This is a genomic window from Pseudomonas sp. NPDC089407, from assembly GCF_044900445.1.
Classification (GTDB): domain Bacteria; phylum Pseudomonadota; class Gammaproteobacteria; order Pseudomonadales; family Pseudomonadaceae; genus Aquipseudomonas.
Window position 1 is genome coordinate 19,639 of sequence record NZ_JBJDNB010000037.1, and the last position, 21,175, is coordinate 40,813.

General features: G+C 62.3%; 23 protein-coding genes. 16 read left to right on the plus strand and 7 right to left on the minus strand.

Features of this window, described 5'->3' with window-relative positions; translation table 11 throughout:
• Positions 1-147: 147 nt before the first annotated feature.
• From ispF to rpoS, 6 genes are all read left to right on the plus strand, one after another.
• Positions 148-621, plus strand: a complete 474-nt coding sequence (gene ispF / locus ACI2KG_RS23785) for a 2-C-methyl-D-erythritol 2,4-cyclodiphosphate synthase (protein WP_404663514.1) — start codon at positions 148-150, stop codon at positions 619-621.
• On the plus strand, positions 618-1,676 hold the full coding sequence (gene truD / locus ACI2KG_RS23790) for a tRNA pseudouridine(13) synthase TruD (protein ID WP_400621988.1): 1,059 nt from the start codon (positions 618-620) through the stop codon (positions 1,674-1,676). Before ispF ends, truD begins: the two co-directional genes overlap by 4 nt.
• Positions 1,664-2,413, plus strand: a complete 750-nt coding sequence (surE, locus tag ACI2KG_RS23795) for a 5'/3'-nucleotidase SurE (protein WP_201207329.1) — start codon at positions 1,664-1,666, stop codon at positions 2,411-2,413. The genes truD and surE overlap by 13 nt, the downstream gene beginning before the upstream one ends.
• A 35-nt stretch (positions 2,414-2,448) precedes the next feature.
• A complete protein-coding gene (locus ACI2KG_RS23800; RefSeq protein WP_404663542.1) occupies positions 2,449-3,087 on the plus strand; it encodes a protein-L-isoaspartate(D-aspartate) O-methyltransferase in 639 nt (212 codons plus the stop codon).
• 222 nt (positions 3,088-3,309) lie between these two features.
• Entirely contained in the window at positions 3,310-4,167 is an 858-nt protein-coding gene (locus tag ACI2KG_RS23805; RefSeq protein ID WP_201207334.1) for a peptidoglycan DD-metalloendopeptidase family protein, read from the plus strand.
• Positions 4,168-4,275: 108 nt separating this feature from the next.
• Positions 4,276-5,283 carry an RNA polymerase sigma factor RpoS gene (gene rpoS, locus ACI2KG_RS23810; RefSeq protein ID WP_003252351.1) on the plus strand — a complete coding sequence of 336 codons (1,008 nt, stop codon included), beginning with the start codon at positions 4,276-4,278 and terminating at the stop codon, positions 5,281-5,283.
• Positions 5,284-5,907: 624 nt separating this feature from the next.
• Here the strand turns inward: rpoS and fdxA are convergent.
• A complete protein-coding gene (gene fdxA / locus ACI2KG_RS23815; RefSeq protein ID WP_400621980.1) occupies positions 5,908-6,231 on the minus strand; it encodes a ferredoxin FdxA in 324 nt (107 codons plus the stop codon).
• A gap of 140 nt (positions 6,232-6,371) precedes the next feature.
• Entirely contained in the window at positions 6,372-8,945 is a 2,574-nt protein-coding gene (gene mutS, locus ACI2KG_RS23820; RefSeq protein ID WP_400621977.1) for a DNA mismatch repair protein MutS, read from the minus strand.
• Positions 8,946-9,132: 187 nt separating this feature from the next.
• On the opposite strand from mutS, the gene ACI2KG_RS23825 reads away from it, so the two are divergent.
• The 4 genes from ACI2KG_RS23825 to recX all read left to right on the plus strand — a co-directional run bounded on the left by ACI2KG_RS23825 (position 9,133) and on the right by recX (position 12,401).
• Positions 9,133-10,200, plus strand: a complete 1,068-nt coding sequence (locus ACI2KG_RS23825) for a hypothetical protein (RefSeq protein ID WP_404663515.1) — start codon at positions 9,133-9,135, stop codon at positions 10,198-10,200.
• 55 nt (positions 10,201-10,255) lie between these two features.
• Positions 10,256-10,738, plus strand: coding sequence for a CinA family protein (locus ACI2KG_RS23830; RefSeq protein WP_404663516.1), 483 nt, complete (start codon positions 10,256-10,258; stop codon positions 10,736-10,738).
• Between the two features lie 103 nt (positions 10,739-10,841).
• Entirely contained in the window at positions 10,842-11,909 is a 1,068-nt protein-coding gene (gene recA, locus ACI2KG_RS23835) for a recombinase RecA (RefSeq protein WP_201207324.1), read from the plus strand.
• 21 nt (positions 11,910-11,930) lie between these two features.
• On the plus strand, positions 11,931-12,401 hold the full coding sequence (recX, locus tag ACI2KG_RS23840) for a recombination regulator RecX (RefSeq protein ID WP_404663517.1): 471 nt from the start codon (positions 11,931-11,933) through the stop codon (positions 12,399-12,401).
• Positions 12,402-12,728: 327 nt separating this feature from the next.
• Here recX and ACI2KG_RS23845 read toward each other — a convergent pair whose 3' ends face one another.
• Positions 12,729-13,847 (minus strand): LOG family protein, encoded by a 1,119-nt coding sequence (locus ACI2KG_RS23845; protein ID WP_400621964.1) that lies wholly within the window; start codon positions 13,845-13,847, stop codon positions 12,729-12,731.
• A 160-nt stretch (positions 13,848-14,007) separates the two neighbouring features.
• Between ACI2KG_RS23845 and ACI2KG_RS23850 the strand changes: the two genes are divergently transcribed.
• Positions 14,008-14,217 carry a hypothetical protein gene (locus ACI2KG_RS23850; protein WP_404663518.1) on the plus strand — a complete coding sequence of 70 codons (210 nt, stop codon included), beginning with the start codon at positions 14,008-14,010 and terminating at the stop codon, positions 14,215-14,217.
• A gap of 18 nt (positions 14,218-14,235) precedes the next feature.
• On the opposite strand, the gene ACI2KG_RS23855 is transcribed toward ACI2KG_RS23850, so the two are convergent.
• The gene (locus ACI2KG_RS23855; protein ID WP_404663519.1) at positions 14,236-14,652 is read right to left on the minus strand and encodes a quorum-sensing-regulated virulence factor family protein; all 417 of its coding nucleotides are present in this window, start codon (positions 14,650-14,652) and stop codon (positions 14,236-14,238) included.
• A gap of 217 nt (positions 14,653-14,869) precedes the next feature.
• Between ACI2KG_RS23855 and ACI2KG_RS23860 the strand changes: the two genes are divergently transcribed.
• The 3 genes from ACI2KG_RS23860 (at position 14,870) to ACI2KG_RS23870 (ending at position 16,849) form a co-directional block, all read left to right on the plus strand.
• Entirely contained in the window at positions 14,870-15,580 is a 711-nt protein-coding gene (locus tag ACI2KG_RS23860; RefSeq protein WP_404663520.1) for a tRNA-uridine aminocarboxypropyltransferase, read from the plus strand.
• Positions 15,581-15,759: 179 nt separating this feature from the next.
• The gene (gene erdR, locus ACI2KG_RS23865) at positions 15,760-16,410 is read left to right on the plus strand and encodes a response regulator transcription factor ErdR (RefSeq protein WP_404663521.1); all 651 of its coding nucleotides are present in this window, start codon (positions 15,760-15,762) and stop codon (positions 16,408-16,410) included.
• Positions 16,411-16,483: 73 nt separating this feature from the next.
• Positions 16,484-16,849 (plus strand): diacylglycerol kinase, encoded by a 366-nt coding sequence (locus tag ACI2KG_RS23870; RefSeq protein ID WP_010952700.1) that lies wholly within the window; start codon positions 16,484-16,486, stop codon positions 16,847-16,849.
• Here ACI2KG_RS23870 and finR read toward each other — a convergent pair.
• Complete coding sequence (gene finR / locus ACI2KG_RS23875; protein WP_404663522.1) at positions 16,846-17,772, minus strand: LysR family transcriptional regulator FinR; 927 nt, start codon at positions 17,770-17,772, stop codon at positions 16,846-16,848. The genes ACI2KG_RS23870 and finR overlap by 4 nt on opposite strands.
• Positions 17,773-17,892: 120 nt before the next feature.
• Here finR and fpr point away from each other — a divergent pair, with 120 nt between their 5' ends.
• A complete protein-coding gene (gene fpr / locus ACI2KG_RS23880) occupies positions 17,893-18,672 on the plus strand; it encodes a ferredoxin-NADP reductase (RefSeq protein ID WP_016501130.1) in 780 nt (259 codons plus the stop codon).
• A 189-nt stretch (positions 18,673-18,861) separates the two neighbouring features.
• Here fpr and ACI2KG_RS23885 read toward each other — a convergent pair whose 3' ends face one another.
• The gene (locus ACI2KG_RS23885) at positions 18,862-19,356 is read right to left on the minus strand and encodes a SprT family zinc-dependent metalloprotease (protein WP_404663523.1); all 495 of its coding nucleotides are present in this window, start codon (positions 19,354-19,356) and stop codon (positions 18,862-18,864) included.
• A gap of 131 nt (positions 19,357-19,487) precedes the next feature.
• Positions 19,488-20,087: a Yip1 family protein gene (locus tag ACI2KG_RS23890; RefSeq protein ID WP_012270925.1), complete on the minus strand. Its 600-nt coding sequence runs from the start codon at positions 20,085-20,087 to the stop codon at positions 19,488-19,490.
• Positions 20,088-20,348: 261 nt separating this feature from the next.
• Between ACI2KG_RS23890 and ttcA the strand changes: the two genes are divergently transcribed.
• Positions 20,349-21,173 carry a tRNA 2-thiocytidine(32) synthetase TtcA gene (gene ttcA, locus ACI2KG_RS23895; RefSeq protein WP_201207511.1) on the plus strand — a complete coding sequence of 275 codons (825 nt, stop codon included), beginning with the start codon at positions 20,349-20,351 and terminating at the stop codon, positions 21,171-21,173.
• Positions 21,174-21,175 lie beyond the last annotated feature (2 nt).

Below are 21,175 nucleotides of genomic sequence, written 5' to 3' on the forward strand. Positions count from 1 at the left end.
CAGCGGCCCCGGCAATATCTGCGTTGACGCTGAATTCCGGGGGCTGCTGCGCACCCCGATCGCGACGCAAGGCCGCTCCTACATGGCGGCCCCAATGGCGGCTAAAGCAGGTAGAATCACGCCCTGACAAATTCAGGGCGTTTTCTTATGCGTATTGGCCACGGCTACGATGTGCACCGTTTCTGCGACGGTGATTTCATTACCTTGGGCGGGGTGCGTATCCCGCACAAATTCGGCCTGCTGGCCCATTCCGATGGCGATGTGCTGCTGCACGCCCTGAGCGATGCCTTGCTTGGCGCAGCTGCGCTGGGTGACATCGGCAAGCATTTCCCCGACACCGACCCGCAATTCAAGGGCGCCGACAGCCGCGTGCTGCTGCGTCACGTGGTCGCTGTCGTCAAGGCCAAGGGCTGGAAGGTCGGCAACGTCGATGCCACCATCGTCGCCCAGGCGCCGAAAATGGCACCGCACATCGAAACCATGCGCCAGCTGATCGCCGAAGACCTGCAGGTCGAGCTCGACCAGGTCAACGTCAAGGCCACCACCACCGAGAAACTGGGCTTCTGTGGCCGCGAGGAGGGTATTGCCGTGCATGCGGTCACCCTGCTGCTGCCAGCATGACCGAACTGGAACTGCTGGGCCCGCGCGCATCGGGCGAAGCACTGGGCACCGCCGTCCTCAAGGCAGTGGCTGAAGACTTCCAGGTCGACGAAGTGCTCGACATCCCGCTGTCGGGCCAGGGTGAGCACCTGTGGCTGTGGGTCGAGAAGCGTGACCTGAACACCGAAGAGGCTGCACGCCGCCTGGCCCGCGCCGCTGGCGTGCCGGTGCGCAGCATCAGCTACGCCGGGCTCAAGGACCGCCAGGCGCTGACCCGCCAGTGGTTCAGCCTGCACCTGCCAGGCAAGGCCGACCCGGACCTGTCGCGTGCCGAGGACGCCACCCTGCGAGTGCTCAAGCAGGTGCGTCACCAGCGCAAGCTGCAACGTGGCGCGCATTCGGCCAATGGCTTCACCCTGCGCCTGACTGCCCTGGCCGCCGATCACCAGGCCCTGGATGCGCGCCTGGCGCAGCTCAAGCAAGAGGGTGTGCCCAACTATTTCGGCACCCAGCGTTTCGGCCACGGCGGTGGCAACGTCCACGACGCCCTTGATTGGGCCGCGCGCAAGGCGTTGCCCGAACAGCGCAACGTACGTTCGCGGCTGCTGTCGGCCGGGCGCAGCTACCTGTTCAACCAAGTGCTGGCGGCACGTGTCGCCGAAGGCAGCTGGAACCAGGCCCAGGTCGGCGACCTGCTGGCATTTACTGACAGCCGCAGCTTCTTCCCGGCCGGCGAGGCGGAATGTGCCGACCCGCGCCTGGCGATTCTCGACCTGCACCCGACTGGCCCGATGTGGGGCGAGGGTGCATCGCCTGCCGCCGGTGCCACGGCGCAGCTGGAAAACACCGTCGGCGCACGCCAGCCGGCACTTTGCCAGTGGTTGGCCCAGGCGGGCATGGATCACGAACGGCGCATTCTGCGGCTCCCTATTGGCGGCCTGACGTGGCATTATCCCGAGCCTGATATCCTGCAACTGGAATTCGTCCTGCCGGCCGGATGCTTCGCCACCGTGGTGGTGCGTGAAGTCGTGGATCTGGTGTCGGCAGGGCAGACGGACAGCCCATGCGTATTCTGATTTCGAACGACGACGGTGTTACCGCACCCGGCCTCGCCGCGCTGCACGCTGCGCTGGCGGATTACGCCGAGTGCGCGGTAATTGCCCCGGAACAAGACAAGAGCGGCGCCAGCAGTTCGCTGACGCTGGACCGGCCACTGCACCCGCAGACCCTGGCCAATGGCTTCATCAGCCTCAACGGCACGCCGACCGATTGCGTGCACCTGGGGCTCAATGGGCTGTTGCCGCATACGCCGGACATGGTCGTGTCGGGGATCAACCTTGGCGCCAACCTGGGTGACGACGTGCTGTATTCGGGCACGGTTGCCGCAGCGCTGGAAGGCCGCTTCCTCGGTGGCACCTCGCTGGCGTTTTCGTTGTTGTCGCGCCTGCCGGACAACCTGCCGACGGCGGCCCATATCGCCCGTCGCCTGGTCGAGGCACAGTCGCGCCTGGCGTTGCCGCCACGCACCGTACTCAACGTCAACATCCCCAACCTGCCCCTGGAGCACATCCGCGGCATCCAGCTTACCCGCCTCGGGCACCGGGCGCGGGCGGCGGCGCCGACCAAGGTGGTCAACCCGCGTGGCAAGGAAGGCTACTGGATCGCGGTGGCCGGTGATGCCGAGGATGGCGGCCCGGGTACCGACTTCCATGCGGTGATGCAAGGTTACGTCTCGATCACCCCGCTGCAGCTCGACCGCACCTTCAGTGATGCCTTCGAGCAGCTCGACGGTTGGCTGGAGGGCCTGCTCTGATGCGCGAGGACGATATGCTGCGGCGCGGCATCGGCATGACCTCCCAGCGTACCCGGGAGCGTCTGATCCAGCGCCTGTGCGAAGAGGGCGTGTCGAACACCAAGGTGCTCGACGTGATCCGTCGCACGCCGCGCCACCTGTTCGTCGACGAGGCACTGGCACACCGCGCCTATGAAGACACCGCGCTGCCGATCGGCCACAACCAGACCATCTCGCAGCCGTTCATGGTTGCCCACATGAGCGAGCTGCTGCTTGAGGCCGGGCCATTGGACAAGGTGCTGGAGATCGGTACCGGCTCCGGCTACCAGACGGCGATCCTGGCCCAGCTGGTCGAGCGGGTGTTTTCGGTGGAGCGTATCAAGGTGCTGCAGGACCGGGCCAAGGAGCGCCTGGTGGAGCTGAACCTGCGCAACGTGGTGTTCCGCTGGGGCGACGGTTGCGAGGGCTGGCCGGCGCTGGCGCCTTACAACGGCATCATCGTCACTGCCGTGGCGCCAGAAGTACCACAGGCCCTGCTCGACCAGTTGGCCCCCGGTGGCCGCATGGTTATCCCGGTGGGGCAGGCGGGCGAAGCGCAGCAACTGATGCTGATCGTGCGTGAGGAGCATGGATTCTCCCGTCGCGTGCTGGGTGCCGTGCGCTTCGTGCCGTTGCTCAATGGGCCGTTGGCCTGAACTGCGCCGATTTGAGCCGGGCGCTATTTTTGCGCCGCCGGCGAATTCTTGCTGCATGGCCCTGTCTATCTGGCGGGGCGAAGTGTTAGCCCACGGCGTGCATCGCGGCTTTGCAACCGCCTTTTGCATCAGCCTGCCAATACCGGCTGGCTTGGTTATAATTGCAACAATATTGCATTTCTTGTCTTCATATCGTTTTTCGGCACCATGAGGGGAGCGCGGGTGGGTCACACAGTCATTCGGCAGCGCAAGGACGGGTCGGGTTTCAAGCTTCTGGTGATTGCATTGGCCATGGGCACGCTTCTGGTGGGTTGCTCGAGCACCAGCAGCACCAGCGCGCGGGTGGTCGACCGCAACAACAGCGCACCCAAGCGCCCGGCAGTGACGTCGGGGCAATACATCGTCAAGCCTGGCGATACCCTGTTCTCCATCGCCTTCCGCTATGGCTGGGACTACAAGGAGCTGGCCGCACGCAACGGCATCGCGGCGCCTTATACCATCCGCCCGGGCCAAGCGATTCGTTTCAGCAGCGGCTCTGGCAGCAGTACCACGGTGGTGTCCAGCCCGTCCTCTTCAAGCCGCACCACGGTCACGCGGCGGCCTGTGGGCAGCACGGTCACCACGCCTGCCAGCACCAGCAAACCGGCTACACCGGCTGCGTCCACCAGCGCCCCGGTGGCTGCGACCGTGCCGGCTGCAGAGCGCGCGGTAGGCGGCTGGACCTGGCCCGCCAACGGCGTGCTGATTGGAAAATTTGCTTCAAACGGTAGTTTGAATAAAGGCATTGATATCGCCGGTGATTTGGGACAGCCTGTTTTTGCTGCGTCTGATGGTGCGGTGGTTTACGCCGGGAGTGGTTTAAGGGGCTACGGCGAGCTGATCATCATCAAGCACAGCGACACCTACGTCAGTGCCTACGGCCACAACCGCAGGCTGTTGGTTCGGGAGGGGCAGCAGGTCAAGGCAGGGCAGTCGATTGCTGAAATGGGGTCTACGGGCACTGATCGGGTGAAGCTGCATTTCGAGATTCGCCGCCAGGGTAAACCCGTCGATCCGCTCCAGTTCCTGCCACGTCGTTGACCGTTGTGCCTTGCCTGTTCCTGTGACGTAGAGGGGACAGGCTCAAGCGCTGCCAGGGATAAAGGTGCCGCTCGAGTCTGAGTTCGAACTCAGCAAAGGACTATAACAATGGCTCTCAGTAAAGAAGTGCCGGAGTTTGACATCGACGATGACGTCCTCCTGATGGAGACGGGTATCGTTTTGGAAACGGATGTGGTGTCAGACGAACCTGCTGTATCTTCGGTTCGGACGAGGGCCAAGTCGGGCTCTTCGCTCAAGCAACACAAGTACATCGATTACAGCCGGGCGCTCGATGCCACCCAGCTGTATCTCAACGAGATCGGCTTCTCGCCGCTGCTGTCGCCGGAAGAGGAAGTGCACTTTGCGCGCCTGTCGCAAAAAGGCGACCCTGCCGGCCGCAAGCGCATGATCGAAAGCAACCTGCGCCTGGTTGTAAAAATTGCCCGTCGTTACGTGAACCGTGGCCTGTCGCTGCTCGACCTGATCGAGGAGGGCAACCTGGGGCTGATCCGTGCGGTCGAGAAGTTCGACCCGGAGCGTGGTTTCCGTTTTTCGACCTATGCGACCTGGTGGATTCGCCAGACCATCGAACGGGCGATCATGAACCAGACCCGCACCATTCGCCTGCCGATTCACGTGGTCAAGGAACTGAACGTCTACTTGCGCGCTGCCCGCGAGCTGACCCAGAAGCTGGACCACGAACCCTCCCCAGAAGAAATCGCCACCCTGCTGGAGAAGCCAGTCGCCGAGGTCAAGCGCATGCTCGGCCTGAACGAGCGGGTGTCTTCGGTGGACGTGTCGCTCGGCCCGGATTCGGACAAGACCCTGCTCGACACCCTGACCGACGACCGCCCGACCGACCCGTGCGAGCTGCTGCAGGACGACGACCTGTCGCAGAGCATCGACCAGTGGTTGGGTGAGTTGACCGACAAACAGCGTGAAGTGGTGGTGCGCCGCTTTGGCCTGCGCGGGCATGAGAGCAGCACCCTGGAGGATGTTGGCCTGGAGATCGGCCTGACCCGTGAACGGGTGCGGCAGATCCAGGTGGAAGGGCTCAAGCGCTTGCGCGAGATCCTGGAGAAGAACGGCCTGTCCAGTGAGTCGTTGTTCCAGTAGCGAAGGCTGTAATGCAAAACGCCCCGATGACCTCGGGGCGTTCTTGTATGTGTCTTTTGAGATTGCTGGGGGCGCTGTGCGCCCCGATCGCGACACAAGGCCGCTCCTACAGGGGATCGCGACCATGCAGGCAATCGCGGCCCCTGTAGGAGCGGCCTTGCGTCGCGATGGGCTGCAAAGCAGCCCCAAAAATCTGCCCGGCAACACACATGTCGAATGTGTACCGCGCTACCCCAGTAACATCGCGTGTAAGCCTTTGCTTACTTGTTTTGTAAGCTATCTATGCAATCTTCAGTAAATCAATGCCGTTTCCAGATGCTGCATTTTCACAACTCATTGAAAAGCATGGTGTATTCAGCCGTGTGCAAATGTGTCCCTGGCAATACCTTGTAAGGTCCGGCGCTTGCCCGCCCGGCTGAACCCGCTAGTATTCGAACTGTGCACAGGGACATGCACAGGCTTTCAGGATGAACGCCAGGGACATCGCAAGAAGCGATTTCATCAGGATGATGTTTGGGACAAGCAGGGACTACGGAAAAAAATGTGGGCGGGTCAAACCGCCCCTTTTTTTGCCCGCAGAAAAACAAAAAAGGCCCCGAGGGGCCTTTTCGCGTCTGGGCGCTATCAGCGCTCCAGGTCGGCAATCTTGCCCGTCTTGCCATCCCACTCTGCAGCGTCCGGCAGGGCATCTTTACGCTCGGTGATGTTCGGCCAGACTTCCGCCAGTTCGGCGTTCAGCTCGATGAAGTTCTCCATGCCCGAAGGCACTTCGTCTTCCGAGAAGATGGCTTGCGCTGGGCACTCCGGCTCGCACAGGGCGCAGTCGATGCACTCGTCCGGGTGGATGACCAGGAAGTTCGGGCCTTCGTAGAAGCAGTCCACCGGACAGACTTCCACGCAGTCGGTGTATTTGCATTTGATGCAGTTGTCGGTGACGACGAAGGTCATTTCTAATTCTCTCCTCAGGCGACGGCGGCGGCCCTTCCTCTCGGGGCCGCGCGGTTTACGGGTATGTGGCTGCAGGCCAGGCTAATAACCTGCAGCACCAGCAAACCGCGGCGGATTCTACCAGCTTGTAATGGGCGCCGTTATAACAGGTTCTTTAGTTGATATAGCATTTCGATAGCTTGGCGCGGGGTCATGTCGTCCAGCTGCAATTTGCCCAGCTTCTCGATGGCCGGGTGTGGCAGGCTGGCGAACAAGTCGCTCTGGTGCGGCACCTGTGGCGCGTCCTTGGCCTTTTGGGCCGGGGGTTGCTCATGGGGCAGGCTGTTGGTTTCCAGTCGCCCCAGGTGTTCGCGGGCACGCTGGATCACCACGGTCGGCACGCCGGCCAGTTGTGCCACGGCCAGGCCGTAGCTCTGGCTGGCAGGGCCAGGCAGTACGTGGTGCAGGAACACGATGCGTTCATTGTGCTCGGTGGCGTTCAGGTGCACGTTGGCCACCAGCGGCTCGCTTTCCGGCAGTACGGTAAGCTCAAAGTAGTGGGTGGCGAACAGCGTGTAGGCGCGCAATTGGGCCAGGCGCTCGGCGGCGGCCCAGGCCAGCGACAGGCCGTCGAAGGTACTGGTGCCACGCCCCACTTCGTCCATCAGCACCAGGCTGCGGTCGGTGGCGTTGTGCAGGATGTTTGCGGTTTCGCTCATCTCGACCATGAAGGTCGAGCGCCCGCCGGCCAGGTCATCGCTGGAGCCGATACGGGTGAAAATGCGGTCGACCAGTGACAGCTCGCAACTGGCTGCCGGCACGAAGCTGCCGATATGGGCCAGCAGCACGATCAGGGCCGTCTGGCGCATATAGGTGGACTTACCACCCATGTTCGGGCCGGTGATGATCAGCATGCGCGTGCTGTTGTCCAGGCCCAGGTCATTGGCCACGAAGGGCGTGGTCAGTACCTGTTCCACCACCGGGTGGCGGCCCTGCTCGATACGCAGGCAGGGCTCGTCGACGAAACGCGGGCAGTTCAGGTCGAGGTTCAGCGCGCGCTCGGCCAGGTTGCTGAGCACGTCCAGTTCGGCCAGGGCGGCGGCGCTGTCCTGCAGCGGCGCCAAGTGGCTGATCAGGGTTTCCAGCAGGGCGTCGTAGAGCATTTTCTCGCGGGCCAGGGCGCGGCTCTTGGCCGACAGCGCCTTGTCCTCGAACGCCTTCAGCTCCGGGGTGATGAAGCGCTCGGCGCCTTTCAGGGTCTGGCGGCGGATGTAGTCACCCGGCGCCTGTTCGGCCTGCTTGGTCGGCAGTTCGATGAAGTAGCCATGCACGCGGTTGTAGCCGACCTTGAGGTTGGCCAGGCCGGTGCGGGCCTTCTCGCGGGCTTCCAGGTCGATCAGGAACTGGCCGGCGTTTTCGCTGATCGCCAGCAGGTCGTCCAGTTCGTTGTCGTAACCGGCCTTGAGCACGCCGCCATCGCGGATCACTGCCGGCGGGTTGTCGATGATCGCCCGCTCCAGCAGGCTGGCCAGCTCCGGATAGGTGCCGGTGATGGCCGCCAGGCGCGCGAGGTGTGGCGCCTCCAGCTCGGTCATGGCGTTTTGCAGTTCCGGCAGCGCACCCAAGGCATCGCGCAGGCGCGCCAGGTCACGTGGGCGGGCGTTGCGCAGGCCGATACGGGCGAGGATACGCTCGATGTCGCCAATTTCTTTCAACTGCGGCTGCAGCTTTTCAAAACGGTAGCCGTCGAGCAGGCAGCGGATCGAGTCCTGACGTGCCTGCAGTACCTTGAGGTCGCGCAGCGGGCGGTTCAGCCAGCGGCTCAGCAGGCGGCTGGCCATGGCGGTCTGGCAGCGGTCGACCACCGATTGCAGAGTGTTGTCGCGCCCGCCGGCCAGGTTCACGTCCAGTTCCAGGTTGCGCCGGCTGGCGCCATCAAGGATCACCGTGTCGTCCAGCCGCTCATGGCGCAGGCTGCGCAGGTGCGGCAGGGCGGTGCGCTGGGTTTCCTTGGCGTAGGTCAGCAGGCAGCCGGCGGCGCCGATGGCCAGGGTCAGCTTGTCGCAGCCGAAGCCCTTGAGGTCTTTGGTCGCAAACTGCTGGCACAGGGCCTTGCGCGCCGAATCGCGGTCGAAGTCCCACGGCGCGCGGCGGCGGGCGCCCGGGCGCTTCTCGGCCGGGAGGTCGCGTGGCCAGTCGTCGGGTATCAACAGTTCTACCGGGTTCAGGCGCTCGAGTTCGGCCAGCAGGTTTTCCCAGCCCTTGATCTCCTGCACGCTGAAGTTGCCGCTGGTGATGTCCAGCACGGCCAGGCCGAACAGGCGCTCGTCACCAAGCAGCGCGGCAATCAGGTTGTCGCGGCGTTCGTCGAGCAGCGCCTCGTCACTGACCGTACCGGGGGTGATGATGCGCACCACCTGGCGTTCCACCGGGCCCTTGCTGGTGGCAGGGTCGCCAATCTGCTCGCAGATCACTACCGACTCGCCGAGCTTGACCAGCTTGGCCAGGTAGCCTTCCAGCGAATGGAACGGAATCCCGCACATGGGGATGGACTGGCCGGCCGACTGGCCGCGCGCGGTCAGGGTGATGTCCAGCAGTTTCGCGGCTTTTTTTGCATCTTCGTAGAAGATTTCGTAGAAGTCGCCCATGCGGTAGAACATCAGCTGGTCCGGGTGCTGGTTCTTCAGCTTCCAGTACTGCTGCATCATCGGGGTGTGTGCGGAGAGATCAGACATTCAGGGCCTTACAGCGGGTGATCTGGTTGGCGAGGGTAAACCGGCAATGGTACAGGCTTTTTCCGCGAGATGCAGGCGCCGGCAATGGGGCATGTGTGCGCAGCCCGGCGGGCAATGGTGGAGCTGAATCGTGTTACCCACTAGAATGCGCGGCCCTCGACGAACGCCACCAGCCGTGACCCGCACGATGAATGTGTCCAGCCCAGTTCCCCATGTAAAGCAACAGCTGATCTACCTCCTTTATGGCGAGCGCCGGATCTATCAACTGGAGGCCAAACTCAGCATCCTCACTGCCCTTGCGCGCTGCAAACCGGCGGAGTTGCCGGTGATCCGTGTGCTCACCGACCAGCCACAGGCCTTTGTCGGTTGGCCAGTGGAGGTGATCACCCTGGACCAACAAACCCTGCAGACCTGGACCGGTGACGGTGGCTACACCCATCGACGCAAGGCCTGCGCCATTGCCCAGGCGGGGCAGTGGGCCGACAAGACGGTGTTTATCGATACCGACACAGTGTTCTTGCAGTCGCCGCTTAAGCTGTTCAGCCAAGTCGATGCCGGGCAGTTTCTGGTCGACGAGGTGGAGGCGAACTGGGCCGAGGCTTCGTGCAGCAACGACTACCTGCGTTTCAGTGCCGGGCTGGCCGAGTCGGGCAATGCCCCGGCCGATGATTTGCGGTTGTGCAACAGCGGTGTCATGGGCTTTACCCGCTGTAATGTGGGTATTGCCGAGCGCGCCATCCCCCGTATCGATGCCTGGGCTCCCTACGCCGGTGGCCTGCACACCATCGAGCAGATCGCCTTTTCCTTCGAACTGCACGGGGCGAAGGTCAATGAAGCGCGTGGCATGATCAGCCATTATTTTGCGATGAAGCAATACGTGCATGCCGTGTTGGAGATTTTCTTTGCCCGGCATGGCGAGCATTTTCATTCGAAAATGCCGGGCCTGGCCCTGCAGGTGCCGGCGCATCGCCCAGTGCCGTCATGGCTGGCCCGGCTTTCGGTGAAATGGAGGCTCAAGCGGGTGCCGCGCGAGCTGCGGGGTATCGGCCGCAAGCTGTTGTACGGCAGCGTGATGAGCAGTGACGACTACCAGCGCGCGTGCAAGGTGATCTGGTGGCGTTCGGCAATCGAAGACATGCGCAAGCTGGAGGGTTTCGACTGGAACGAGGAATGGCCTGAAGGGCTGCCGCGCCTGGGCCGGCGCGACGAGCGCGCGTTCAGCGAAATTGCCCGGGGCAGCCTGCAGGTTTCCTGAGCCAGGGCGTGGGGCAGGGTGATAGGGTAGAGGGCCGCCTTCAAGGAGCCCCGACATGGACCCGATCACCACGCTTGCCACCCGCCTGGGTGAGCACCTGCGCCGCTTCAATGCGCAGGTGACCACTGCCGAATCCTGCACGGGCGGTGGCATTGCCGAAGCCATCACCCGCATACCCGGCAGCTCGGCCTGGTTCGAGGCCGGTTACATTACCTACTCCAACGCCCAGAAAACCCGCCAGCTGGCGGTGCCCGAGGCGTTGTTCGGCCAGGTGGGGGCGGTTAGCCAGGAAGTGGTCGAGGCCATGGTCCGCGGTGCCCAGGCGGCCAGCGGGGCGCGCTTTGCCGTGGCAGTGAGCGGCGTGGCCGGGCCGGACGGTGGTTCGCCGGCCAAGCCGGTGGGCACCGTATGGCTGGCCTGGGGCGACGGCAACCGGGTGTTCAGCGAGCGGCGGCAGTTCGACGGTGACCGCGAGGCGGTGCGCCGACAGACGGTGATCGCCGCGTTAGACGGCTTGTTACAGCTTGGTGCCGAGTAAATCGACGACAGGGGTTTGCGCGAGCGCTTGCCTGTGGAATAATACTGGCTACTTATACAGGTATTGCGGCCGTCAGGGCCACGTCGAACACGTGAGGATTTCAATGGACGACAACAAGAAGCGCGCCTTGGCTGCGGCCCTGGGTCAGATCGAACGTCAATTCGGTAAAGGCGCGGTCATGCGCATGGGGGATCAAGAGCGTCAAGGCATCCCGGCCATCTCCACCGGCTCCCTGGGCCTGGACATCGCCCTGGGCATTGGCGGCCTGCCAAAAGGCCGTATCGTCGAGATCTACGGCCCGGAATCATCGGGTAAGACCACGCTGACCCTGTCGGTCATCGCCGAAGCCCAGAAAAACGGCGCCACCTGCGCCTTCGTCGACGCCGAGCACGCCCTCGATCCTGAGTACGCCGGCAAGCTGGGCGTGAACGTCGACGACCTGCTGGTTTCGCAGCCGGATACCGGCGAACAGGCCCTGGAAATCACCGACATGCTGGTGCGTTCCAACGCGGTTGACGTGATCATCGTCGACTCCGTGGCTGCCCTGGTACCCAAGGCCGAGATCGAAGGTGAAATGGGTGACATGCACGTGGGCCTGCAGGCTCGCCTGATGTCCCAGGCGCTGCGCAAGATCACCGGTAACATCAAGAACGCCAACTGCCTGGTCATCTTCATCAACCAGATCCGTATGAAGATCGGCGTGATGTTCGGTAGCCCGGAAACCACCACCGGTGGTAACGCCCTCAAGTTCTACGCCTCGGTACGTCTGGATATCCGCCGTACTGGCGCAGTCAAGGAAGGCGACGAGGTGGTCGGTAGCGAAACCCGCGTCAAGATCGTCAAGAACAAGGTCTCGCCTCCGTTCCGCCAGGCCGAGTTCCAGATTCTCTACGGCAAGGGTATCTACCGTAACGGCGAGATCATCGACCTGGGTGTATCGCAAGGTCTGGTCGAGAAGTCCGGTGCCTGGTACGCCTATCAGGGCAACAAGATCGGCCAAGGTAAAGCCAACGCTGCCAAGTACCTGGCTGAAAACCCGGCTATTGGTGCCGAGATCGAGAAGCAGATCCGTGACAAGCTGTTGAAGTCCGGTGCTGTTGCTGAAGCCGGTAAGGCTGCTGCGGCCGAGGCCAATGCTGACGACGTGGCTGACGCTGAAGCCGGTTATTGATTGCGCGGTAGATAGCTGAACATGTCCGCCGTACTCGACACCCCCGTCGCCATCCGGCGGACAGCCATGGACCTGCTTGCGCGACGTGAGCATGGTCGCGTCGAGCTGACGCGCAAGTTGCGTCAGCGAGGCGCTTCGGATGAGCTGATCGAGCCTGAGCTTGACCGGCTGACCGAAGAAGGGCTGCTGAGTGAAGCCCGCTACCTGGAAAGCTTCATCCGCTACCGTTCCGGCTCTGGCTATGGCCCTGCGCGCATTCGCGAAGAGCTTGGTCAGCGCGGCTTGGCGCGTGCTGACATTGAGCAGGCACTGCGCGAGAGTGAGGTGGACTGGGGCGAACGTCTGTGTGATGTATGGCAGCGCAAGTTTGCCGGGCAACGCCCGCACGACCCGCGCAGCCGTGCCCAGCAGACCCGCTTCCTGGCTTACCGGGGCTTCCCCATGGATATGATCGGCCGCTTGCTCAGTGGGCGAGATCTGGACGATTACTGAAGCGCACCGAGTTGGGTTTTTCGCAGGCACGCTCGCTCCCATAGCAATTGCACTGGCTTCAGGCTCACACGATCCCTGTCTGTAAGAGATCACCCTCCGGGCTGCGCGGCCGCGCAGGGAACTCTGCCAGCAAGCCCGCCGCATTCGGTGTGGGAGCCGCGCTTGCCGGCGATGGCCAAAGCCATAGATTACTCGCAATCCGTCAGAAGGCTTCGTCTGCATTGGGGCCGCTTCGCAACCCATCGCCGGCAAGCGCGGCTCCCACAGAGACCGGGTCAACTCCAAACGTTACGTTTTGGTCCATGAGAGCGGCTTGGGCAAGCACCCTCAGCTGGCCTTCAACGCCTCCCTGGCCCGTTGGGTGGTATGCATGGGCTGCGGTTTGGCCCAGTTCTCTGGCAGGTTTATAAAGTCCACCAGCTCGCGCAGACGCCCTTGGTCTCGGCCATTGAAGGCGAATGACAAGCGGGTCAGGTGGCTGTAATTACCCACCTCATGTTCGGCACTGCTGTCCGGTTGCTGGTGATATTTGCCACTCAAGCGCAAATCGGCAAAGCCTTCCTGAATGTCATACAGCGCTGCCTCGCTCAGGGCGTGGTGCATGCGGATCACGAACTGGCTCTTCAGCCAGCGGCTGGAATGGTAGTTGCTGTAGAACTGGTTGATTTCCTCCACCGCCTCGTCAGCACTGTGCACCAGGCGCACCAGCTTCAGGTCGCTGGGCAGGATGTAGCGATTCTCTTCCAGCTGGCGGCTGATGAAGTCCAGGCAGTCACGCCAGAAGCTGCCGCCAGGTGAGTCCAGCAGTACCACGGGTACCAGTGGGCTCTTGCCGGTCTGGATCAGGGTCAGCACTTCCAGCGCTTCATCGAGGGTGCCGAAGCCACCCGGGCACAGCACCAGGGCGTCGGCTTCCTTGACGAAGAACAGCTTGCGGATGAAGAAGAAATGGAACGGCAACAGTTTGTCGGTGCCGTCAACAGTGGGGTTGGCATGTTGTTCGAAGGGCAGGGTGATGTTGAAGCCCAGGCTATGTGCGCTGCCGGCACCTTCGTGCGCTGCGGCCATGATGCCACCCCCCGCGCCAGTGATGACCATCAGGTCGGACCGCGCCAGGGTGGCGCCCAGTTCGCGGGCCAATGCGTACATCGGGTGTTCCAGCGGGGTGCGCGCCGAGCCGAACACGGTCACCTTGCGTCGGCCCTTGTAGCGCTGCAGGGTGCGGAACGAATGGTCCAGTTCACGCAAGGCCTGCAGGGTGATCTTGGCGCTCCAGCGGTCGCTGTCGTCGTGGGCCATGCGCAGGATGGTCAGCATCATGTCGCGGTAGAGCGGCAGGTTGGGGCTGTCTGGCGCCACCAGTTGCAATTGTGCGTCGATGTGGCTGAGGTCGATGTTGTTGTCGCGAAAATGGCTAAACAGCAGTTCATTCGATGGGTAAGGCATGCAACGTCTCCTTCTGCACCAATACCTCTGACCTCAATCTAGACCCTTGCGGCCGATTGTGCCGGGCTGTTTGCCAGCGCCGCCCGTCGGCATGCGGCCACCGGCGATGCGGGTTTGGTTAACTGGTAAAGCGAAACGTGTCGGTGCAGGAGGTGGCGGTATGCATCGCTTGACCATCGAAGTGGACTGGCCGCTTTACCAGCAGCTGGTAAATGCAGCCCAAGTGCACCACCTGAGCCTGGAAGCCGAGTGCCAACGCAGGCTGGCGGGGCTGGAGTGCCAGTCGCGCTACTTGCAGGCGCTACTGGCCGAGATGCGCGCCGAAGCCGCTGAGGGGCATTGGCGCGCCTGTGAAGACGAGAAAGCCTAGGGTGAGAGGCAGTGCTTACTACTTCTTGTTGCCGGCTACACAACTGGCATTGTCGAACGCCTGGTCCATGACTGGCTGGTTGGTCTTGTACACCGTGAAGCGGTAGACCATTACGGCACCCTTGGACATCAGGTTGCGGAAGCCATTATTGCGGCACACGCTGTCACCGAGCTGGCTACGCACCTGCTCAGGGTTGGCCTGCATGCGCTCGGCATGGCTCTGGCGCACGCTCAGGTGGTTGACCAGTGCCTTGCCTTCCACGGTATAGCCCTGGTCGAGGATGTCCTCGTTGATCGCGCGCGGGGTACCGACGCTGCTTTCTTTGGCGACTTTCTCCAGCATCTTGTTCAGGTCGTAATCCTGCTTGGAAGCCGCCTGGGCTGCCAGCGGCAGGGCGAGCATCAGGCTCAGGGCGGGGGCGATAAGGCGCAGCATGAATCTCTCCTGGTTCGATGACTGGCGCTTTGACATGCGCGCGTCGACGGTGTTCCGTAAAGTCGTGCGGGCGTGTGAACCGGGCACGGCAACACCCGATTATAAGGACCTGCCCGCCGCCTGCACAGCAATCGCCCGCTGTTCTGGTAGACTGGCGGCCTTGTTTTCCCAGAGTCATCCTTGTGCCCATTTCCAACCTGTCCCGAGGCCTGCCGGTATGAGCCATGCGGTAGCGCGCCTGCGCGCCGAACGGCTGGCCCGCAGCATCAAGCCTTTTATCGCCCGTGGCTCGCGTGCCGAGCGCTGCGCCGATTGTCGGGTCATCGCCACCCACTGCCTGTGTGCCTGGAAACCCCGGGTGCAGGCAGATTCGGGCGTGTGCCTGCTGATGCACGACACCGAGCCGCTGAAGCCGACCAACACCGGCTGGTTGATTGCCGACCTGATCGAGGACACCTCCGCCTTCGGCTGGCTGCGTACCTCGGTTGACGAGCGCCTGCTGACGCTGCTCGACGATCCGCACTGGCAGCCCTACATTGTCTTTCCGGGCGAGTTCGTTGCCCAGGAGCGGGTGGTTAGCGAAGTGGTGCGCGAGCCGGGCAAGCGCCCGCTGTTCATCCTGCTGGATGCGACCTGGACCGAAGCGCGCAAGATGTTCCGCAAAAGCCCGTACCTGGACCGCTTCCCGGTATTGAGCCTGCAAGCCGAGCAGATGTCGCGCTACCGCCTGCGCCGTTCCAAGCGCGACGATCACTTCTGCACGGCAGAAGTCGCGGCCATGTGCCTGGACCTGGCTGGCGACAGCCTGGCTTCGCAGGCGCTGGATGCCTATCTGGATGTGTTCAGCCTGCATTACCTGAGCGGCAAGCGGCGCCTGCCGCTGGACGAGCAGGACGACACCCACCAACGTTTGCATACCTTCCTATAGTCCAAGGGGCACGAGCCCAGCTTTGGTTCATAATGACGGGGCTGGCAGCCAGGGTGGGCGAGACGGCAGGGCGATTGGCTTGACCACCCTTGACCGTGCTCGGCATCCTTGGCGCCGATTCCCCGCCGGGCGCTTCCCTTACCCCCGAGTGCCTGGCATAGAACAGGATCCTTAGATCGATGGCCACTTACGAAATCCTGATTGCCGATGACCACCCACTGTTCCGTGGCGCCCTGCGCCAGGCCGTTACCCTCGGCCTGGGCCCGGATGTACGCCTGGTCGAAGTCGCAAGCATTGCCGAACTGGAAACCCGCCTGAGCGAAAAAGCCGACTGGGACCTGGTGTTGCTGGACCTGAACATGCCGGGTGCCTACGGCTTTTCCGGGCTGGTGCTGCTGCGCGGGCAATACCCGCAGATCCCCGTGGTGATGGTTTCGGCGCAGGAAGAGGCCGCCGTGGTGGTCAAGTCCCGCGAATTTGGCGCCAGTGGTTTCATTCCCAAGTCCAGCCCCCTGGAGGTGATCCAGGAGGCCGTGCGCAAGGTGCTCGACGGCGAGGTCTGGTGGCCGCCGCAGGCGTTTGAAAAGGTTGATGTCTCGGCCGAAGCCAAGGCCGCCAGCGAGGGCCTGGCCAGCCTCACGCCACAGCAGTTCCGGGTGCTGACCATGGTCTGCGAAGGCCTGCTGAACAAGCAGATTGCCTATGAGCTGAGCGTGTCAGAAGCGACCATCAAGGCCCACGTGACTGCGATTTTCCGCAAGCTGGGCGTGCGTACCCGCACCCAGGCCGCGCTGCTGCTGCAACAACTTGAATCGGTTGCCAGCAACTGACTGCGCGTGGCTTCACGCTTTTTTGACCCGCGCCGGTCTAGTCTGCTGGCCTTTCTGTTGTGAAGTGACTCACATGACATCGCCATTCAAGGGCCAGACCGGCCTCAAACGTATCTTCAACGCCGCTGGCTACTCGCTGGATGGCCTGCGCGCCGCCTTCAAGGGCGAGGCCGCGTTCCGCCAACTGGTACTGCTCAACGTGCTGTTGATCCCGATTGCCTTCTGGTTGCCGGTCAGCCGCGCAGAGCGGGCGATCATGATCGCTGTGTGCCTGCTGGGGCTGATTGTAGAGCTGTTCAATTCGGCAGTGGAGGCGGCCATCGACCGCATTTCGCTGGAGCGTCACCCGCTGTCGAAAAACGCCAAGGACATGGGCAGCGCCGCGCAACTGGTGGCATTGACCATGGTGGCGCTGGTGTGGGGCGTGATCCTGCTTTAAGCGATCGGCGGCAGCACGATTTCATCACTGCGGGTAAAGCCCGCAGTGAAGTTGCGGCACAACTCGAGAAATTCGCGCATGGCCGAGGTCTGGTACTTCTGCTTGTGCCAGATGAAGTAGAACTGGCGCATCAGGTCCAGCTCCGGGGTTTCCACCGGTACCAGGCTGCCACGGCGGAACGCGTCGCGCAGGGCCAGGCGTGAAATGCAGCCAATACCCAGGCCCGATTCCACCGCACGCTTGATCGCTTCGGTGTGTTCCAGCTCCAGGCGGATGTTTAGGTTGGCACGGTGATGGCGCATGGCCTGGTCGAAGGTCAGGCGTGTGCCCGAACCTTGTTCACGCAGGATCCACGCCTCTTGCGACAGGCTTTCGATATCGGCACGGCCCAGCTTGGCCAGCGGATGCTGTGGCGCGCAGAACACCACCAGTTCGTCCTCGACCCACGGCTGCACTTCCAGGTCGGGGTGGCTGCAGTCACCTTCGATTAGACCCAGATCAATTTCGTAATGGGCCACCTGTTGCACGATATGCGCAGTGTTCTGTACATGCAGCTTTACCTGGCTTTCCGGGTGGGTCTGCATGAAGCTGCCGATCAGCAAGGTGGCCAGGTAGTTGCCGATGGTCAGCGTGGCGCCGACCGCCAGCGAGCCGAAACCGGACTTGCCGTTGAGCAGGTCTTCGATTTCCTTGGCCTGGTCGAGCAGGGCTACGGCTTGTGGCAGCAGTTGATGGCCCAGGGCATTAAGGGCCAGGCGCTTGCCGGCACGGTCGAACAGCTGGCAGCTCGATTGCCGCTCCAGTTCGGTGATGGAAGTGCTGGCGGCCGACTGCGACAACGCCAGCAGGCTGGCGGCCCGTGAGACGCTTTGATGCTGGGCGACGGCGACGAAGACTTGCAGCTGACGAAGTGTAAATCGCATATCGATATAACCGATAACACATATCTTGATAATCCAGTTAACAGATATTGTCGCTGCCCCTAAACTATCGCGCAACTGTGCGTGTTGCACGCGCTGCGTTTTTCTTCAGGAGCCCCATCAATGAGCAACATGAACCACGAACGTGTCCTCAGTGTGCACCACTGGAACGACACCCTGTTCAGCTTCAAGTGCACCCGCGACCCGGGCCTGCGCTTCGAGAACGGTCAGTTCGTGATGATCGGCCTGCAGCAGGAAAGCGGCCGTCCGCTCATGCGTGCCTACTCCATCGCTTCGCCGAACTGGGAAGAGCACCTGGAGTTCTTCAGCATCAAGGTGCCGGATGGCCCGCTGACCTCGCAGCTGCAGCACCTGAAGGAAGGCGACGAGATCATCATCAGCAAGAAGCCTACCGGCACCTTGGTACTGGACGACCTGAACCCAGGCAAGCACCTGTACCTGCTGAGCACGGGCACTGGCCTGGCGCCGTTCATGAGCGTCATCCAGGACCCGGAAACCTACGAGCGCTTCGAAAAAGTGATCCTGGTGCACGGCGTGCGCTACGTGAACGAAGTGGCCTACCGTGAGTTCATCACTGAGCACCTGCCGCAGAACGAGTTCTTCGGTGAGTCGGTGCGCGACAAACTGATCTACTACCCGACCGTGACCCGCGAGCCGTTCGAGAACCAGGGCCGCCTGACCGACCTGATGCGCAGCGGTAAGCTGTTCAGCGACATCGGCCTGCCACCGATCAACCCGCAGGATGACCGTGCGATGATCTGCGGCAGCCCGAGCATGCTCGACGAAACCAGCGAAGTGCTGGACAGCTTCGGCCTGAAAGTCTCCGCCCGTATGCGTGAGCCGGGTGACTACCTGATCGAGCGTGCCTTCGTCGAGAAGTAAGGCGCAGGCAGGTACGAAGAAGGCGACCCCAGGGTCGCCTTTCTCATGCCTGGGATTTTTTTGTATTGCCTGTTCCGGCCCTATCGCCGGCAAGCCAGCTCCCACAGGTATGGCACAGCATTCGAAACCTGTGCTGTACCTGTGGGCGCTGGCTTGCCGGCGATAGGGCCGGTGCAGGCTAAAGCCGGTCTATTCGACCCGCGTCTCACCGCTGTACACCAATATCTCCCGGCAGCGCTTGCACAGGTAACGCCGCCCCTGGCGCACCAGCTTGTGCCGCTGCGCAGTAAACGGGAAGTCGCTTTGCGGGCACGGGCAGCGGTAGATGTAGCGGATCACCACACGCCGTTGCACTTCGTAGTTATGGCAACGATTGGGTGCAAGGTCGTAGACACCGCGCATGATCAGCTGCCACTCCTCGCCGTGGGCCTGAATGCCGTCGCCGAACAGCTGATGGGCAATCAGGTGCGCCACCTCGTGAGCCACGGTCTGGCGCAAGAAGTCTTCCTTGTTTTCGAGATAAAGCTGCGGGTTGAAGCGGAGCTTGTTTTCATGAAGATGAGCGACACCGGCTTTTTGTCCGCGTAACCTGAAGCTGACTTCCGGGCGCGGGAAGGGGCGTTTGAAAAAGGTTTCGGCTTGCTGGTAACAGGTTTCGACGCGTTGTTTGAGCAGCTCGGGCATGGCGGGATGGTTCTCCTGACCGGGTATTATGCCGCAACCACAGGCAGCCTGCCGAGCCACCGGTCAGCGCACAGCCAGAAGCCGCCTTGCGGCGGCCCCTGGTTGATGCCCCAGTGTTGGTTGAGTCTTTTTTAGTTGGTATAGACGGGCCCCACGCCCAGTCCCCAGATAATCACCGTGGCGGCCATGATCGCCACCAGTACCACAAGGCCCACCGCCAGTACCGAGCTGGAGAACAGGAAGCCTTCGTCGGACGGTATGTTCATGAAGGTCGGCAAGCCGACATACAACAGGTACACCGTGTAGCAGATGGCGGCAGTGCCGATGAGCATGCCCAGCCACAAGTGCGGGTACAGCGCCGCCAGGCCACCGATGAACAATGGGGTGGCGGTATAGGTGGCAAACGCGATGCACTGCGCCATGGACGGGTTGGCATCGTAGGTGCGGGCCATCCAGTGGATGAATGCGCCCATTACCGCCACCCCGGCGAGCATCGCCAGGTACGACATGATGCTCATCCAGATGGCGCTTTCCATGGTCAACATCACGGCTGGCCGGTCGCCGATCACCCAGCCCACCTGGGTGGTGCCGATAAACGCGGAAATGGCGGGGATCGCCGCCAGGATCAGCGTGTGTGTCAGGTACATGTGGCTGATGGTTTCTTCTTCGCCACGGATTTCCCGCCATTCCTGGTCGGGATGGGTAAAAAGCCCCACAACGTGATGAATCATGCCGTCACTCCTCTCAATGTTGCCAAACGCCCCCCAGATGGAGCGCAAGCGGCCCGAGGCCCGAACACCAAAGCAAGCGGTAATGTGGCCTTATGTCGCAGTATAGGAAGCCGTTACCGGCATAAACCGTGCTTTTTAGAGCAAATTGCGCTGTCGGTCGGGCTGCTGATTACATTGAAGTCTTTATCGGAATGCCTACAGCAGCGGCGCGTTTGTGCGTAAAATAGCCGCCTTTTGTCACACCTCGCGGATCCAAGCGCTATGGGCACCCTCTCGGTCAACCAGAACAAACTGCAAAAACGCCTGCGTCGTCTCGCCGGCGAAGCCATCACCGACTACAACATGATCGAGGATGGCGACAAGGTCATGGTCTGCCTGTCCGGCGGCAAGGACAGCTACACCATGCTCGACGTTCTGTTGCACCTGCAGAAGGTGGCACCGATCAAGTTCGAGATCGTCGCGGTGAACATGGACCAGAAACAGCCGGGCTTCCCCGAGCATGTGCTGCCGGCCTACCTCAAGGAACTGGGTGTCGAGTACCACATCGTCGAGAAGGACACCTACTCGGTGGTCAAGGAGCTGGTACCGGAGGGCAAGACCACGTGCTCGCTGTGCTCGCGCCTGCGCCGTGGCACCCTGTACACCTTCGCCGACGAGATCGGTGCGACCAAGATGGCACTGGGGCACCACCGCGACGACATCGTTGAAACCTTTTTCCTCAACATGTTCTTCAACGGCGCGCTCAAGGGCATGCCGCCGAAGCTGCGCGCCGACGATGGCCGCAACGTGGTGATCCGCCCGCTTGCCTACTGCCACGAAAAGGACATCCAGGCCTACTCGGACATGAAGCAATTCCCGATCATCCCGTGCAACCTGTGCGGCTCGCAGGAAAACCTGCAACGCCAGGTGGTCAAGGACATGTTGGTGGAGTGGGAGCGCAAGCACCCGGGCCGTACCGAGAGCATTTTCCGCGCCATGCAGAACGTGGCGCCGTCGCAGTTGGCCGACCGCAACCTGTTCGACTTCACCAGCCTGAAGATCGACGAGAGCGCTACCCCACGCTTCCTCGACGTGGTGAACATCTGAGC

Coding starts and splice junctions, on each gene's coding strand:
- ispF (WP_404663514.1), top strand. CDS start 148: ATGCGTATTGGCCACGGCTACGATGTGCACCGTTTCTGCGACGGTGAT.
- truD (WP_400621988.1), top strand. CDS start 618: ATGACCGAACTGGAACTGCTGGGCCCGCGCGCATCGGGCGAAGCACTG.
- surE (WP_201207329.1), top strand. CDS start 1,664: ATGCGTATTCTGATTTCGAACGACGACGGTGTTACCGCACCCGGCCTC.
- ACI2KG_RS23800 (WP_404663542.1), top strand. CDS start 2,449: ATGACCTCCCAGCGTACCCGGGAGCGTCTGATCCAGCGCCTGTGCGAA.
- rpoS (WP_003252351.1), top strand. CDS start 4,276: ATGGCTCTCAGTAAAGAAGTGCCGGAGTTTGACATCGACGATGACGTC.
- fdxA (WP_400621980.1), bottom strand. CDS start 6,231: ATGACCTTCGTCGTCACCGACAACTGCATCAAATGCAAATACACCGAC.
- mutS (WP_400621977.1), bottom strand. CDS start 8,945: ATGTCTGATCTCTCCGCACACACCCCGATGATGCAGCAGTACTGGAAG.
- ACI2KG_RS23825 (WP_404663515.1), top strand. CDS start 9,133: ATGAATGTGTCCAGCCCAGTTCCCCATGTAAAGCAACAGCTGATCTAC.
- ACI2KG_RS23830 (WP_404663516.1), top strand. CDS start 10,256: ATGGACCCGATCACCACGCTTGCCACCCGCCTGGGTGAGCACCTGCGC.
- recA (WP_201207324.1), top strand. CDS start 10,842: ATGGACGACAACAAGAAGCGCGCCTTGGCTGCGGCCCTGGGTCAGATC.
- recX (WP_404663517.1), top strand. CDS start 11,931: ATGTCCGCCGTACTCGACACCCCCGTCGCCATCCGGCGGACAGCCATG.
- ACI2KG_RS23845 (WP_400621964.1), bottom strand. CDS start 13,847: ATGCCTTACCCATCGAATGAACTGCTGTTTAGCCATTTTCGCGACAAC.
- ACI2KG_RS23850 (WP_404663518.1), top strand. CDS start 14,008: ATGCATCGCTTGACCATCGAAGTGGACTGGCCGCTTTACCAGCAGCTG.
- ACI2KG_RS23855 (WP_404663519.1), bottom strand. CDS start 14,652: ATGCTGCGCCTTATCGCCCCCGCCCTGAGCCTGATGCTCGCCCTGCCG.
- ACI2KG_RS23860 (WP_404663520.1), top strand. CDS start 14,870: ATGAGCCATGCGGTAGCGCGCCTGCGCGCCGAACGGCTGGCCCGCAGC.
- erdR (WP_404663521.1), top strand. CDS start 15,760: ATGGCCACTTACGAAATCCTGATTGCCGATGACCACCCACTGTTCCGT.
- ACI2KG_RS23870 (WP_010952700.1), top strand. CDS start 16,484: ATGACATCGCCATTCAAGGGCCAGACCGGCCTCAAACGTATCTTCAAC.
- finR (WP_404663522.1), bottom strand. CDS start 17,772: ATGCGATTTACACTTCGTCAGCTGCAAGTCTTCGTCGCCGTCGCCCAG.
- fpr (WP_016501130.1), top strand. CDS start 17,893: ATGAGCAACATGAACCACGAACGTGTCCTCAGTGTGCACCACTGGAAC.
- ACI2KG_RS23885 (WP_404663523.1), bottom strand. CDS start 19,356: ATGCCCGAGCTGCTCAAACAACGCGTCGAAACCTGTTACCAGCAAGCC.
- ACI2KG_RS23890 (WP_012270925.1), bottom strand. CDS start 20,087: ATGATTCATCACGTTGTGGGGCTTTTTACCCATCCCGACCAGGAATGG.
- ttcA (WP_201207511.1), top strand. CDS start 20,349: ATGGGCACCCTCTCGGTCAACCAGAACAAACTGCAAAAACGCCTGCGT.